Genomic DNA, 12,468 nt, shown 5'->3' on the forward strand with positions numbered 1-12,468 from the left:
CCACCCAACCTCCAAAACCAACCGGCGGCACCGTACGCCGCTACCCACTGCCCGCACGTAAGCAAATTTTGTGCAATCACGGGAACGTGATATTCACTGATCACCAGACAAGGGGGCGCTGATGAGGTGTCTGGTGATCAATCTTGATCGTTCTCGCGATCGGCTGGCGCATGTCGCGTCCGAGTTCGGCCGGATCGGAGTACCATTTGAGCGTGTCTCCGCCATCGATTGCCCCGATTGCTGCTCTGTCGCCAAAAGCCCGCTAAGCGCTGCTGAGGTTTGCTGTTTCCTGAGCCACCGCTCGTGTTGGGAGATCGTTGCGAACGGCGCGGATCAATATGGCGCGGTTTTCGAGGACGACGTCGTTTTCGGCGCGGGCGCCGGCTCGCTGCTTGCTTCCGATCGATGGGTGCCGCGCGATGCCGATGTGATCAAGCTGGAAACGCATTTTGCCAAAGTGAGGGTCGGACGCAAGGAAGTCGCTCTCGATGATGGGTTTTCGCTTGCCAGACTTTATGGCCTGCACGCGGGCGCCGCAGGCTATGTCATCTCCAGATCGGCAGCGCAAAGATTGCTGCGCAGGACCATGCATCTGAGAGGAGAGGTCGACTTCGTTCTTTTTCACCCAGGATTCATGACCTGCTCGCTCAACCGAATCTATCAGATCATGCCGGCGCTTTGCGCACAGCACCATTTTGTTTCGGGACGAGAGCGCTTTCCAAGCCTCGTGCGACGGCCCGGGAGGCGGCCAAAACCGTTTCTCGATCGAATTGTCGGAGAAGCGGTGCGAACCTTCGCCTATCTTCGAAACCAGAGCCTGACCGGAACAAAGAAGATCGAGGCCGTCGCGTTCTCAGGCTCTGAGGTCGACGGCAAACCCGTCCACGGCGCGTTCATCTATGGGCAGCCCGAGCACGGCCACCTCAACAAGGCGGCCGGCATACCGATCGCGCGGAAGAATAGTTCGACCGCCAGATAAGCAGACGATAGCGGCTGCGTTACGAAACAGCCTTTTCGCGGACCGGAAGCTTCCAGCCCGGCCTGACAAAGTGGCAGGTATAGCCGTTGGGGTATTTCTCGAGATAGTCCTGATGCTCTGGCTCCGCCTCCCAGAAATCGCCCACCGGCGCAAGCTCGGTGACGACCTTGCCCGGCCACAGTCCAGAGGCATCGACATCGGCGATGGTGTCTTCGGCGACGCGCTTCTGCTCGTCGCTGGTGTAGAAGATCGCAGAGCGATAGCTCATTCCGACATCGTTGCCCTGGCGGTTCCTGGTGGTCGGATCGTGGATCTGGAAAAAGGATTCGAGCAATGTGCGAAAGCTAATCCTGGCCGGATCGAAAACGATCTCGATGGCTTCGGCATGGCTGCCGTGGTTGCGATACGTGGCGTTGGGCACATCGCCACCGCTATAGCCGACGCGGGTAGAGATCACGCCGGGATAGCGCCGGATCAAATCCTGCATGCCCCAGAAACAGCCGCCGGCAAGGACTGCACGTTCGGTGGACGTCGCCATATCATACCTCCATTGGATTGCTCCTTAGGTAGGCATTGTCGCTGGCTTCTTCCAGCATCTCAAGTGCATCACTCGTTGCCGGCCGAGCCGAACCGCCGCACGATGACCTCGAAGACGATGTCGGAAATCCACATGGCCGAGACGCCGATCAAAAAGGCGGCGGCGAGCGTCGTAGTGTCGTCGGCCGGATCGGGGATAGGCATGCCGGTTGCCCTGAACCAAGCGACGGCAGGCAGCGTCAGATACGCAGCCGCCAGCGCCCCGCAGATCGGCGAGGCAATCATCTCGCGCAGCTTGTAGCGATGGCGCGACAGTGCTCGCAGCACGCCGCCAGCTAGCCCGGCGGCGACGACCGGCCCCTGGATGCCGAGCATGTCGAAGAGGTCGTGCATCGGCTAAGGCCTCCATCCGCAGAGCTTTTGTCCCTTGCGGTTGTGCGCCAAGAGCGCTCTCGCCTCGGCGTCCGACAGGACGTCGACGGCTTCGGCCGACAGGCGCAGCGGGCTCGAAATCGCGCAGAAGCCGCCCGAAGCAGTCGTGCACCCGGCAAGCGCCACAAGCAGCGCAAGCATCAGTCCCTTGCCCATGATTTCAGCTCCTTTCGAACAGCGTCCGCCGGCAGTGCGCCGACGTCGTTCTGCACCTGCTCAGCGACCGCGCGCGCCGCGGCCTCAGCGGCCGCCAGTTTGCCGCGCTCGGCCCAGGCGCCGGCCAGCCGCTGGTGAGCGCCCCAGCAAAGGGCGGCGATGGCCGATGCCAGGAAGCCCAGCAGCACTTTGTTGCCAAGCAGGACGGCGAGGAGCGCGCTCACAGCAGCCACCCGGCGACAAGCCCGGCGGCAAAGCCGATAGCATAGGGTTGCGCGGCTTCGAGATAGGCGATGATCAGTTGTTGAAACCCTTCCATGTCAGTGCTCCCAGCCGGATTTGCGGGCCAGCCAGTGCCAGGTCTCGGTGACCGAGGCGATGGCGAGACCGGCGGCGATCTCCAGACCAGCTTGAGTGTCGGGGTCGGAAGAAAATGCCGCCGCGTCGTCGGCGCCGAGCAGGCCACGCGCGACCAGAACACCGGCGCCGTAACGCAAGCCGATGCGGATGAAGACGGCGATCATGTCGAACTCCTTGCGAAAATCGATTTCAGGATTTGAAGCAGCGCACGCCAGAACGGCAGGCGTTCGACGGGGCTGACGCGCCCGCCGGTAGACACCGGCGGCATCGCACTGCCGGGCTTCGGCGAGAGCGCTGATGGCTGGGTCGGGGAGCCCGGCAAAGGTGCCGGAGCGGGCTGTAGTGCCGACATCAACAGCGCCTGGGAACGGACCGACCTGATGCGATCGCTCCAACCCTTGCCGAAAACCGGCCAGGTCGGCAGCCGCCGCAGGAATGCCAGGCGGGCATCGCAAAGATCGTCGATGACTGCGCCCGGTGGCCTGGCGCCCACAGCTTTGAGCGTGGCCGGGCCGATCCTGCCGTCCTGTGCGGTGCCAACTGCCGCCTGCAGATATTTAGCCGCCCTGCCCGGCCCACTGTTCACGGCGAAGTCGAAGACGGCATAGTCGACACCGCCGGGAAGCTCGGCGCCCGCAGCGGCATCCCAATAGAAGCGGCGATAGACCGTGGCCACCTGAGCATCCGTGATATGGCGAAGGTCGTCCTTCGTCGCATCCGCCTTCACGTAGCGGCGGAAATTGGCCAGCGTCACGCCCTTCATGGTTGCGCCGCCGGGATCGGCCGGGTTGTCGGACCAGCCGCCTTCCGATTTGAGGACGAGCGCAAGCGCCCGCGCGAAGTTGCGGTCCATTGGGGTTTTCCTTTCTGCCCGCGAAAGGCAGGTTGTCGATTTGCGAAGCTGCTTGCGGTTAGGCGTCGATCATCGAGACAACGTCGCTGGAGACCTTGGCGGGGCGGTATTTGGTGGCGTCGGCCGGAAAGGAGATCGGAACGGCGAATCGAGCGACGGCAACATTGCCGTCGTCGCCGCTGCGATGGTGATCGAAGATGCACCTCCGTATGCAGTGTTAGGAAGAATTCCGGCAAAGGTGATCAAGAAGCGCTTCGACGACGAAAATAGCCGAGGCTTATTGAGATTCGGTGGTGGATTGGGCAGACGCCATATCTCGGAAAGAGAGAGCGGCCTTTTGATCTTTCTTTTGAAGAATTCACTCGAATTTATGCTAGGCCCATGCCCTAATGACAAGCCGCCAGCTTGCATTGGTAATATTTAGAAATCCACCAGTGTCTTTGCGTGTAATCTGAACGGCACTAGAAGCCTGCGACCCAAATCTAACGACCATATTTGTAGCATCGGGAACGACACTTAGGCCTCGATTGGTGCTTGCTTCGTGCGATCCAATCGAGACAGGTTCTTCGTCTCCAATAGAATAGCCGCCCTCAGCAGTGGTGCATTGTAAGAATGCAAGGTAATTTTTCGGCTTCACCCCCAGCCCATGAGCCAACGTCAGCGACCCGCCGGATGTGATGGTCTGTTGCGGGCTTTCATAAAACTTCTGAAGCAACGCCGTGGACGACTGGACATAGCGTGCATCCTGTTCGGCCTGCGACCATTGCAGCTTGATCCATCCTCCCCAGGCACCGCCAGCCTGCCTGCGCCGCCATAGCTTTTGGTCTGCCACCGTAGTGTCGTTGACGAAATCATGCACCGTCTGCGTCCGGTAGCCAGTGCTTCCGTGCGCTTCCACAAACCCCAGGAACCAATTTACGCCGTCTGGCGCATTAGCCGCCGCCGAGGCCATATACCAGCCGTTGTCCAGGGCGTTGTTCCAATCGGTGATCGTCTGCGCGACGACACCGAGGTTAGGTCGGCTATCAAGTTTCAGATCAAACCCAGCCTTGACGAACCCCGTTGTAGCCAATTGCGTGGTATTCGTTCCAGGCGCTGCGGTCGGCCCCGTTGGCGTCCCGGTAAATGTCGGGCTGGCCTTCGGCGCCAGGCTGGACACCGCGATCCCACTATCCTTCCCCACCTTGCCCGTCGTGCCCGCGAAAGTGACAATATTGTCGGTTGCCGAAGACGCAGGCCCCAAAAAATCTCCTACTCCCGTCCCGTCGGCGCCTCTGTCGCCGGTACGGTCGAACATCAGCCAGATGCCGTTGGCCACCGTCGGCAAAGTGCCGGCGCCGCTGACATAGGCGAGCGTCAGTTTGCGGTAGCGCGTCGCGGCCATCAAATCGTCGCGCAGTTTCACCACTTTGCCGTCCTTGCGATGGTAAAGCCGAAATTCCTCGAACCAGGGCAGCAGCGACGAGAACACCTTGAAGCGGCCGGACTGCATGCGGTCGAGCATCTCCATCAGCCCGGCCTCGACCGAGACCGAGCCGTCGGCGAAGCGGGCGTGGCCCGACAGCATGTTCAGCCCATGCGCGGAATATTGTCTGGCAAGTGCGGTGCCCGCCCCTTCCAGCGTCTCGCGGCGGCCGTCGCGCGGCCAGGCCCAGGGCAGCCACTCGCCCCACGGCTTCAGGGCCAGTACCTGCATGGCCGGCGTCTGCTGCGAGGCCCGCGCCGCCTTGGAGATATAGACGACATCGGCCTCCGTATCCCAGGCCAGCTCGACCGCGGCCGACGGATGGTCCCAGCCGAAATCGAGGGCGCCGATCCGCGGCCAGTAGCGCGGCAGCCGGAAGGGCTCGCAGGCAATCAGCTCCTCGGCAATCGGAAAGATGCGGCCGGAGCCCAGCACCGGAATGCCCTTGGCCCTCGCTTCGCGCTCATGTTCGGGATAGGCGGCGATGATCGCGGCTCGCTCGTCCGGCGAATAATGTTCGGCGTCATCGATGGTCATGAAGGTGACGTGACGGGTCATGGGGCCTGCCGGATTGATTCGGGATGCCGTGATATGGCTTTGTTCGCGCACGATATTTTTGGGCCGGACGCGGCGGGTCTTCCCTTCTCCCCTTGTGGGAGAAGGTGTCGCCGAAGGCGACGGATGAGGGGTGTTCCAGGGAACGCCGACGCGTCACTCCGCTGGAACACCCCTCATCCGTCTCGGCGCTATCGCGCCGATCCACCTTCTCCCACAAGGGGAGGAAGAGCGCGCACCTCACCCGACAAAAAACGCAGCACCACGTCGCTCATGCCCAGCAGCGGCGTGAACGTCACGATGGTGATGCCGCCCGTCGCGTTGGTGCGGGTCAGGCCTTCGGAATAGATATCGAGCGGCGGCTCCTCGTCGAACCAGACGCCGTGCAGGGTTTCGCCCTGCCACTTTTCGCGGCCCTTCTCATAGCTCTTGAACGAAAGCACCGATTCATCGGCCTGCACGTCGCCGCCGCCGCCCCAGCGCACCACGATGCTGTCGAGCGCGCCCGGGGCGCCGCGGCCCATGGTCGTGTGCAAAATGGCGTTGGCCGGGATCATGCCGGTGCCCCATGCCGCCTGCTGCTGCGGCGGGCCGACCAGCACGCGCTGCGGGTTGTCGCGCGTGCCCTCGCCCGTCACGCCGGCAGCCCATAGCCTGACGGGGGTGTCGAAGGTCTTGCCCTGCCACCACGCGGGGTAGCGGCCGGTGAGATGCATGGCCCATTCGGCGCCGCCGGCCCTGGTCTTGCCGAGCTGGTTGCCGGCCATGAACAGACGTTCCCGGTTCTGCGCGCCGGCGGCGTGAAACTGCGCCTGCCTGGGATAAGGCCGGTAGGCGGCAAGCTGGTTAGTCCTGCGCCTGCGGTCCAGCTCCTGCAGCAGCGCCAGATAGTGGCGGCGCGCCTTCAGGCTGGTCGCCAAACGGCCCGAGGACGGCTTCGAGGCCGCGGATGCGGCGGCGGATCTCGTCATCGCTCAGGGCTTCCAGGTCAGATGAAACATGCAAATCCGTGGCCAGATCCTTGGGCAGCACCGATTGCACGATCTTCAGATACTGGTCGGGCTTGTCGGCCCGGACCGCGGCAATGACGCCGGCGCCATGGGCGCGGAAGTCGGCGCGCACCGCGTCGAGGAAATCATCGCCAAGCGTCTTCTTCGTCCGCTTCGGCTTGGCAGCGGCGGCAGTCGCCTTGCGGCCAGGACGAGAACGCGGCGCCGTCCGGTCAGCCATGATCCGAGATCCCGGCGGGCTCGGCGGTCGCTGCCTGCTTCGCCTGCTTTGCCGACCTTGCCCGCTTGATCTTGCCGGACTTGATCTTGCCGGACTTGATCTTGCCAGACTTGCGCCGTGCCGATTTTGCCCTTGACCGTTTTGGGGCGGCCTTGCGGGCTGCATCAGCGGCCGGCGCGTGGCGCTTTCCGGCAGACGGGGCTTTCAGGCTTGCCCTGGCGATCGCCCTTGCGTCGTGCGCGCCGCGCGGAAAGCCGAAGCCGCCGATGGCATCGACGGGACCGCCGCGAACCATGCCGATCAGCACGCCCGGCACGACCGGCTCGATACGGCCGATGCGCGCCTGCGGGGCAGCGCCCTCGAACACGCCAATGGCGCTGACGACCTCGCGGCCGTCATCGTCGGTGATGATGGTGGCATAGCGGTTGGACAAGGGAGGCCTCGCGGATAAGGCAGAATGAACCGAGGATAGCGTTCCTTCACGCCCCCCTCTGTCCTGCCGGACATCTCCCCCTCAAGGGGGGAGATTGGCAGCTCCAGGGTCGCGACCAATTTGCAGCGCTGACGATTGGCGAAAGCAAGGCGGCAGTCCGATCTCCCCCCTTGAGGGGGAGATGGCCGGCAGGCCAGAGGGGGGGTGCTGTCCCGCCGACATCCGATATCCGCACGTTGTGGGCATCAGAACACAAAACCCGCCTTGTGGGCGGGTCGCTGGCGCAAATCAGCACCATGGGTAAATCATAGCAAAGCTGCCCTCACCCGTCAAGGCAAATAAGAAATAATTCCTAATTATATACTTGACGTACCAGGCGGATTTTGCGATAACGAATCCAAGGAGTTACCGCAATGTTCGATCTGACCAACGCCATTTACCACGACGCCGACAAGGCCCGCGAGCATTTGGAGGCTATCCATTGGCCCCACGGCCCGTTCTGCCCTCATTGCGGCAATGCCAATCCTGAGCGCATTACCAAACTGGCGGGCAAGTCCACGCGCCCCGGCGTCTACAAGTGCAACGAATGCCGCGCGCCGTTCTCTGTCACGGTCGGCACTGTATTCGAGCGTTCCAAGATCGGCCTGCACAAGTGGGTGCTGGCTTCGCATCTGTATGCCTCATCCAAGAAAGGCATGTCCGCTCACCAGCTACACCGTATGCTCGGCGTCACCTACAAGACCGCTTGGTTTATGGCGCACCGCATTCGCGAAGCCATGAAGGAAGACGTTAAGTCCGCCGGTCCGCTGGGCGGCGAAGGCAAGACCGTTGAAGCCGACGAGACCTATATCGGCCAGCGCGAGACGCCGCGCGTTTCAGAGCAGCGCAAGGGTCGCCCCTTCACCAAGAAGGGCAAGGGCGGCGGCGCGCATAAGCGCATTGTCGTCGGTCTGGTCGAGCGCGGCGGTAAAGCCCGCATGTTCCATTTGAACGACGCCACGGCCTCCACCGTGCGCGATGTGCTGGTCCGCAACGTGTCTCGCGATACAACGCTCTATACCGACTCGTCGCGCCTCTACACGCGCACTGGCGAGGAATACGCTTCGCATAAGACGACCAATCATGCCGCCGGCGAATACGTGCGCTACGAAGGCGAAGAGACGATCCACTCCAATACGATTGAAGGCGTGTTTTCCGTGTTCAAGCGCGGCTTGGTCGGCGTCTATCAGCATTGCGGCGAAGCCCACTTGCACCGCTACCTTGCCGAGTTCGATTTCCGCTACAATCGCCGCACGGCGTTGAAAGTCTCGGATGCAGAGCGCGCCGAAGATTTGCTTCGCATGGCCCGCGACAAGCGCCTTACCTATCGGCGGATTGGTGAAGCCAGTCACGCCTAAGCAGAAGGCACGAAAGCTGATGTGCAAGAATCAGAAACGTCTTCGATAAGCTCCCCCACTAGAATAGCCTGCCTCATACTTGACAATTGGTCGGCGGCGGCGTCCGCTGACTGTGCAAGGATGTGGGATACATATTCTTTCCCATCGTGCGTAAATGAAAGGCCATACGGCCGAAGCGGAGAGCGTTCCATGGCTGATGTCACCTATCCATGTTACTGGCAGAAAAAAGACAAAAGTGGGGATTGGTATTGGATTTATTACGCGAAAAACGGCGAGGAAATTGCGCGCAGCAGTGAAAGCTACGTCAACCGATCGGATTGCACTCACAGTATATCGCTTGTGAAGGGCTCTAAGGACGACAAGATCTTTTACACTGACTAGGAAGCCACAACCAACCAAACCAATGAAATGGATCCAGCGAGGATGACCAATTGTTTGGCGTAGAAACAGACAGTCCTTGCCAATCGGGAAAACGTCTTCTCGCCGTAGAGCTGGTCAGGTCGCTTCTTGGCATCCTCTATGGACCAGTTGGCGAACATGTACTGTAAATAATCCAGAACGATGGCAAGGACGCCCAGAGCTCCTATGGTCATAAAAAGACATCCGTGTCCGCTCTTGATACTGGTGGCAAAAGCGCCCTCATCCGTCTTAATTCCATAGAAAACCGCCAGCAGGCCAAAGCCGACCAACCGGCAGGCGTCGCTAATCCGGCCCGTAACAGCCTTCCCGTCCTCTATAAGTTTCGCGCGATTTTTCTGGTAATCCTCGTCGGAGATATCCGTCACTTAGCAGGCTCCTTTGGCGCCATTGGGCCACCATCGTCAGTGCCGTCGCCTGTTATCTTTTCTAGCTTGAACGCATCTTCAAAGCCGGAATAAGCGACGGGAGGCTTCACCAAGCGGTAGGCGCTTCCGTCGCCACAGTTGACGAGGCTCTTGTCTTTCAGAAGCACCCAATAGGCTTCATTGGGGCAGTCGGCGGGCCGCGCTTCAAACGTCCCCAAGACAGAACTCATCATGCCAGTGTCGTAGTCGAGAATTTTCGGGGCCGCGCCGCCTTTTGGCGGTATGTACAGCGCGTTGAAACTCGTTTCTGCCGCCAAGGACGGGCAAACAATCCCGCACACCAATACACCCGCCAACCAAATGCGCATGTCACCCCCTATGTATGTGTAACATAGAAGCACGATGGCGCGGCAGTTGCGAATCAGTTCTGCTTGGGTGACTTGGACGAGGCTGTCTTCGCCGCCTTTGTTGCTGAAGACTGTTTCTTCTCAGACTTTTCGTGGGGCGTTGGAGGCGTCTTCAACAGGCGGCGCAAAACCTCGTCGCCCTTCTCCTGGTCTTTGTCTTTTGGATCTTCCATCGTCATGCCCAATCCCTGGGAACTCCCGTTGCCGCTAACCGCCGACACCGACGATTCCCGCGTCTTTGAATGGCTGGGGCGCGCAATCAATGAGTGGGAGCGGATCGAATTTTCGTTGTCAACACTCTACAGCTTCTTCGTCGGTGACACGACCCTAGGGTCCATAAAAGGGTATGGCGAAGGTCGAATTTTCCGCGAAAGAGCGGACATCTTGAAGCGCGCTGCCGAAAGATGGTTTGTCCAGAACTCGCACCAAGAATTCGAGGGGGAATTCAATCGTCTTATGACGGCGGTCACCGGCTTCTCTGACCGCCGCAATGAGTTCGCGCACGGAATAGTCATGGAAGTCAGTAGGTTTACTTTTTGGCGAGCCCGCTTGCCTCTAGCGAGCCCGTCCAGTCTCTGGTTCCTAATCATTCCACCCGTGCAAGTCGCAAGAAAGCAGGATGACAAGGGAATGCCAGCCTACGGGTATTCAAGTTACGAACTTCTCATCCTAACCGAACGCCTTGGCGATATGCTTGTAGAACTCCACATGTTCAACGGGCGTCTATGGCCGAAGGATTGGCCGCCAGCTGCAACGCGGAAAGCACTCGGCATACCATCTCACGGGAAGTGAACGGCGCGACATCAAAGTCGCGTTCTAGTACCTTCGCACCTTCCATGATGTCGCGCGCCGTCAGTCCTTCGGGCACCCAAACACCGCGCCCGTCATACGCTTCAATAGTACCGGCCTGTCGCGACTCAGTAGACATTTTCGTTCCTGGTACGTCAAGTATATAATTAGGAAATAATTCCTACTCCGGTCAAAGCCGCGTCTTGGCGCGGCCGCGCATTGCGCAAGGGCAGCATCGAAGGGATGCTGGGTCTCGTCGGAGAGCGCACAATGAGCAATGTGACCAGTCACTATGGCAGCGGCGGCATCGTCGAGCGCATCCTGTCGGCTGTGCCGGATGCCAGGGCCGACAGCCTCGCGGCCAAACAACTCTATCCGTTCGACCAGCTTCATGGCCGCGAGCTGATCGCCACGCAGGACCATGCCGCGCGTCTTGCGCCCTCCGCTTCTGATCGGGTTCTGGACATCGGCAGCGGCATTGGCGGCCCGGCCCGGTTTCTGGCCGAGACCTATGGATGCAGCGTCGACGGCGTCGACCTGACATCGGCGTTTGTCGAGGCATCCCGCCGATTGACCGAACTCTGCGGCCTCGGTGACAAAGTCCGTTTTCATGAGGCCGATGCGACAAGGCTGCCTTTTGCGGACGACACATTCGACGCGGCGATCTGCTTCTATGTCGGCATGAATATCGCCGACAAGGCCGCGGTCATCGGGCAAGCGTGGCGCGTGCTGAAGCCGAAAGCTAGGCTTGTCTGGACCGAGGCGGTGCTGGCGGGGGGCGAGCCTACCTATCCCTTGCCTTGGGCGGTGTCGCCGGCGGCCAGCCATCTTGTCGACGGCGAGACCCTGAAGGTCTTGTTTGCTTCAGCCGGATTCCGGGTCGACGATGTCATCGACGAAACCGGCGATCACGTCGAGCTGGCGTTGAAACGGGCAAATTCCGGCATCGTGCCCTCGCCCGCCCAGCAGCAGGCCAATGAGATCGTGCTCGGCGCCGAGTTCGTGCGTCGGCGAAAAAACTACATAAGCAGCCTGAGCGAGGGAAAACTCGCGTCACTGGCCGTTATTGTTTCCAAGCCGGCATGAAACAAAAACCCGCCTGGGCGGCGGGTTGGTGGCGCAAATCAGCACCATGAACAAATCATAGCATAGCTGCCCTCACCGGTCAAGATATGTCAGGAAACAATTCCTACATCGACATCGACCGGAGACTCGGCGATGTTAGCGCTACCACATCCGGCGTCAAGTCATATGCATATGTTCTAAAGTGCCATGCCGTCGGCGGATGTTGTCTGATAATTTGCCCTTTGGCATCAAGGGGGCAAAAGAAGCCATGTCTGAGGACAAAATCCGAAATATAAATCTGACCGCCGACATCGTCGCGGCATTCGTGCGCAACAATTCAGTGCCTCCGGATAGCCTGCCGGCGTTGATCGAGAGCGTCAATGCAGCGCTCGCGGCCGTGGACAATCCCGTTGCTCCGCCGCAACCTGCGCCTGAGCCCGCGGTCAACCGCAAGCGCTCGGTAACGCCGAATTTCATTTACTGCCTCGAGGATGGCAAGAAGTTCAGGTCGCTGCGGCGTCATCTCGGCTCCGCCCATGGCATGACGCCGGAAGCCTATCGCGCCAAATGGGACCTGCCCGGTGACTATCCGATGACGGCGCCCAGCTACGCCGCCAAGCGCTCGGAGCTGGCAAAGGAGTTCGGGCTCGGCATCAGGACACCCGAGGCGCCGGCCGCCAAGGCGCCGGCCAAGAGCAAGACCAAGGCGTAAAGGCACGCCCCCTCCGTGCCGTACGCCTGCTGGAGGACGATCGTGGTGGCCGGAGAGCCCAATGACGTTCGCGTGGAACGTGTCGACCGCCGCCAATGGGCGGTGCTGGTTGCCGAGAATGGCACGGTGACCCAGCATCTGTTCATGGCCCAGGAAGCGGCCGAGGAGTTTGCCGACGGCGAGCGGACAAGGCTCGGCCTTCCCGCCAGGCCGCCGGCGGCGGATCCGCTGGCCTGAACAGTCCTTCAACCGGCTGCAGGATACAAGACGCAGCCTTCGACAGGCCGTCTAGCGACTGGTCATTAGCTGGCTC

Annotated in this window: 18 protein-coding genes and 1 pseudogene; 7 read left to right on the top strand and 12 right to left on the bottom strand. The window is 60.9% G+C overall.

From position 1 onward, the window contains the following. The first annotated feature begins 133 nt into the window (after positions 1 to 133). Positions 134 to 979, top strand: a complete 846-nt coding sequence (locus NKI35_RS13160; RefSeq protein ID WP_050587488.1) for a glycosyltransferase family 25 protein — start codon at positions 134 to 136, stop codon at positions 977 to 979. Between the two features lie 19 nt (positions 980 to 998). Here the strand turns inward: NKI35_RS13160 and msrA are convergent, their stop codons facing one another. The 10 genes and pseudogenes from msrA to NKI35_RS13210 all read right to left on the bottom strand — a co-directional run bounded on the left by msrA (position 999) and on the right by NKI35_RS13210 (position 7,000). Then, a complete protein-coding gene (msrA, locus tag NKI35_RS13165) occupies positions 999 to 1,517 on the bottom strand; it encodes a peptide-methionine (S)-S-oxide reductase MsrA (RefSeq protein ID WP_023671461.1) in 519 nt (172 codons plus the stop codon). Positions 1,518 to 1,585: 68 nt separating this feature from the next. Then, positions 1,586 to 1,909 (bottom strand): hypothetical protein, encoded by a 324-nt coding sequence (locus NKI35_RS13170; RefSeq protein WP_352740319.1) that lies wholly within the window; start codon positions 1,907 to 1,909, stop codon positions 1,586 to 1,588. 3 nt (positions 1,910 to 1,912) lie between these two features. Then, positions 1,913 to 2,104 (bottom strand): hypothetical protein, encoded by a 192-nt coding sequence (locus NKI35_RS13175; RefSeq protein WP_023671459.1) that lies wholly within the window; start codon positions 2,102 to 2,104, stop codon positions 1,913 to 1,915. Next, positions 2,089 to 2,328: a hypothetical protein gene (locus NKI35_RS13180; RefSeq protein ID WP_023705680.1), complete on the bottom strand. Its 240-nt coding sequence runs from the start codon at positions 2,326 to 2,328 to the stop codon at positions 2,089 to 2,091. The genes NKI35_RS13175 and NKI35_RS13180 overlap by 16 nt, the downstream gene beginning before the upstream one ends. Before the next feature lie 96 nt (positions 2,329 to 2,424). Beyond that, a complete protein-coding gene (locus NKI35_RS13185; protein ID WP_023705678.1) occupies positions 2,425 to 2,628 on the bottom strand; it encodes a Pam3-gp28 family putative phage holin in 204 nt (67 codons plus the stop codon). After that, a complete protein-coding gene (locus NKI35_RS13190) occupies positions 2,625 to 3,317 on the bottom strand; it encodes a glycoside hydrolase family 108 protein (protein WP_352740322.1) in 693 nt (230 codons plus the stop codon). Before NKI35_RS13190 ends, NKI35_RS13185 begins: the two co-directional genes overlap by 4 nt. A 373-nt stretch (positions 3,318 to 3,690) precedes the next feature. Next, positions 3,691 to 5,319, bottom strand: coding sequence for a phage terminase large subunit family protein (locus NKI35_RS13195; RefSeq protein ID WP_502897140.1), 1,629 nt, complete (start codon positions 5,317 to 5,319; stop codon positions 3,691 to 3,693). A 262-nt stretch (positions 5,320 to 5,581) separates the two neighbouring features. Next, a pseudogene (locus NKI35_RS13200) lies at positions 5,582 to 6,245 on the bottom strand (terminase large subunit domain-containing protein); the annotation flags it as partial. Further along, complete coding sequence (locus NKI35_RS13205; protein WP_352740324.1) at positions 6,184 to 6,567, bottom strand: hypothetical protein; 384 nt, start codon at positions 6,565 to 6,567, stop codon at positions 6,184 to 6,186. The pseudogene NKI35_RS13200 and the gene NKI35_RS13205, both read right to left, overlap by 62 nt. Continuing rightward, positions 6,560 to 7,000 carry a hypothetical protein gene (locus tag NKI35_RS13210; RefSeq protein ID WP_023753161.1) on the bottom strand — a complete coding sequence of 147 codons (441 nt, stop codon included), beginning with the start codon at positions 6,998 to 7,000 and terminating at the stop codon, positions 6,560 to 6,562. The genes NKI35_RS13205 and NKI35_RS13210 overlap by 8 nt, the downstream gene beginning before the upstream one ends. 413 nt (positions 7,001 to 7,413) lie before the next feature. Between NKI35_RS13210 and NKI35_RS13215 the strand changes: the two genes are divergently transcribed. Together NKI35_RS13215 and NKI35_RS13220 are read left to right on the top strand one after the other, a co-directional pair. Continuing rightward, positions 7,414 to 8,397 carry an IS1595 family transposase gene (locus NKI35_RS13215; RefSeq protein ID WP_352740326.1) on the top strand — a complete coding sequence of 328 codons (984 nt, stop codon included), beginning with the start codon at positions 7,414 to 7,416 and terminating at the stop codon, positions 8,395 to 8,397. Between the two features lie 189 nt (positions 8,398 to 8,586). Further along, positions 8,587 to 8,778: a YegP family protein gene (locus NKI35_RS13220; protein WP_352740328.1), complete on the top strand. Its 192-nt coding sequence runs from the start codon at positions 8,587 to 8,589 to the stop codon at positions 8,776 to 8,778. Here NKI35_RS13220 and NKI35_RS13225 read toward each other — a convergent pair. After that, the gene (locus NKI35_RS13225) at positions 8,775 to 9,182 is read right to left on the bottom strand and encodes a hypothetical protein (protein ID WP_023753163.1); all 408 of its coding nucleotides are present in this window, start codon (positions 9,180 to 9,182) and stop codon (positions 8,775 to 8,777) included. The two genes, NKI35_RS13220 and NKI35_RS13225, sit on opposite strands and share 4 nt — an antisense overlap. Continuing rightward, positions 9,179 to 9,550: a hypothetical protein gene (locus tag NKI35_RS13230; protein WP_023753164.1), complete on the bottom strand. Its 372-nt coding sequence runs from the start codon at positions 9,548 to 9,550 to the stop codon at positions 9,179 to 9,181. The genes NKI35_RS13225 and NKI35_RS13230 overlap by 4 nt, the downstream gene beginning before the upstream one ends. A 63-nt stretch (positions 9,551 to 9,613) precedes the next feature. Between NKI35_RS13230 and NKI35_RS13235 the strand changes: the two genes are divergently transcribed. The 4 genes from NKI35_RS13235 to NKI35_RS13250 all read left to right on the top strand — a co-directional run bounded on the left by NKI35_RS13235 (position 9,614) and on the right by NKI35_RS13250 (position 12,392). After that, positions 9,614 to 10,381 (top strand): hypothetical protein, encoded by a 768-nt coding sequence (locus NKI35_RS13235; RefSeq protein ID WP_031244292.1) that lies wholly within the window; start codon positions 9,614 to 9,616, stop codon positions 10,379 to 10,381. Positions 10,382 to 10,648: 267 nt separating this feature from the next. Further along, a complete protein-coding gene (locus NKI35_RS13240) occupies positions 10,649 to 11,464 on the top strand; it encodes a class I SAM-dependent methyltransferase (RefSeq protein ID WP_352652113.1) in 816 nt (271 codons plus the stop codon). 247 nt (positions 11,465 to 11,711) lie between these two features. After that, the gene (locus NKI35_RS13245) at positions 11,712 to 12,155 is read left to right on the top strand and encodes a Ros/MucR family transcriptional regulator (protein ID WP_023671447.1); all 444 of its coding nucleotides are present in this window, start codon (positions 11,712 to 11,714) and stop codon (positions 12,153 to 12,155) included. 42 nt (positions 12,156 to 12,197) lie between these two features. Next, positions 12,198 to 12,392 carry a hypothetical protein gene (locus tag NKI35_RS13250; RefSeq protein ID WP_023689866.1) on the top strand — a complete coding sequence of 65 codons (195 nt, stop codon included), beginning with the start codon at positions 12,198 to 12,200 and terminating at the stop codon, positions 12,390 to 12,392. Positions 12,393 to 12,468: the final 76 nt, after the last annotated feature.

Source organism: Mesorhizobium sp. M0676 (assembly GCF_040320535.1).
Taxonomy (GTDB): Bacteria; Pseudomonadota; Alphaproteobacteria; order Rhizobiales; family Rhizobiaceae; genus Mesorhizobium.

What these genes read in the sequence shown, in the direction of transcription:
- NKI35_RS13175 (WP_023671459.1), bottom strand. Translation starts at nt 2,104, where the DNA reads ATGGGCAAGGGACTGATGCTTGCGCTGCTTGTGGCGCTTGCCGGGTGC.
- NKI35_RS13195 (WP_502897140.1), bottom strand. Translation starts at nt 5,319, where the DNA reads ATGACCATCGATGACGCCGAACATTATTCGCCGGACGAGCGAGCCGCG.
- NKI35_RS13220 (WP_352740328.1), top strand. Translation starts at nt 8,587, where the DNA reads ATGGCTGATGTCACCTATCCATGTTACTGGCAGAAAAAAGACAAAAGT.
- NKI35_RS13170 (WP_352740319.1), bottom strand. Translation starts at nt 1,909, where the DNA reads ATGCACGACCTCTTCGACATGCTCGGCATCCAGGGGCCGGTCGTCGCC.
- NKI35_RS13245 (WP_023671447.1), top strand. Translation starts at nt 11,712, where the DNA reads ATGTCTGAGGACAAAATCCGAAATATAAATCTGACCGCCGACATCGTC.
- NKI35_RS13205 (WP_352740324.1), bottom strand. Translation starts at nt 6,567, where the DNA reads ATGGCTGACCGGACGGCGCCGCGTTCTCGTCCTGGCCGCAAGGCGACT.
- NKI35_RS13190 (WP_352740322.1), bottom strand. Translation starts at nt 3,317, where the DNA reads ATGGACCGCAACTTCGCGCGGGCGCTTGCGCTCGTCCTCAAATCGGAA.
- NKI35_RS13230 (WP_023753164.1), bottom strand. Translation starts at nt 9,550, where the DNA reads ATGCGCATTTGGTTGGCGGGTGTATTGGTGTGCGGGATTGTTTGCCCG.
- NKI35_RS13215 (WP_352740326.1), top strand. Translation starts at nt 7,414, where the DNA reads ATGTTCGATCTGACCAACGCCATTTACCACGACGCCGACAAGGCCCGC.
- NKI35_RS13240 (WP_352652113.1), top strand. Translation starts at nt 10,649, where the DNA reads ATGAGCAATGTGACCAGTCACTATGGCAGCGGCGGCATCGTCGAGCGC.
- NKI35_RS13185 (WP_023705678.1), bottom strand. Translation starts at nt 2,628, where the DNA reads ATGATCGCCGTCTTCATCCGCATCGGCTTGCGTTACGGCGCCGGTGTT.
- msrA (WP_023671461.1), bottom strand. Translation starts at nt 1,517, where the DNA reads ATGGCGACGTCCACCGAACGTGCAGTCCTTGCCGGCGGCTGTTTCTGG.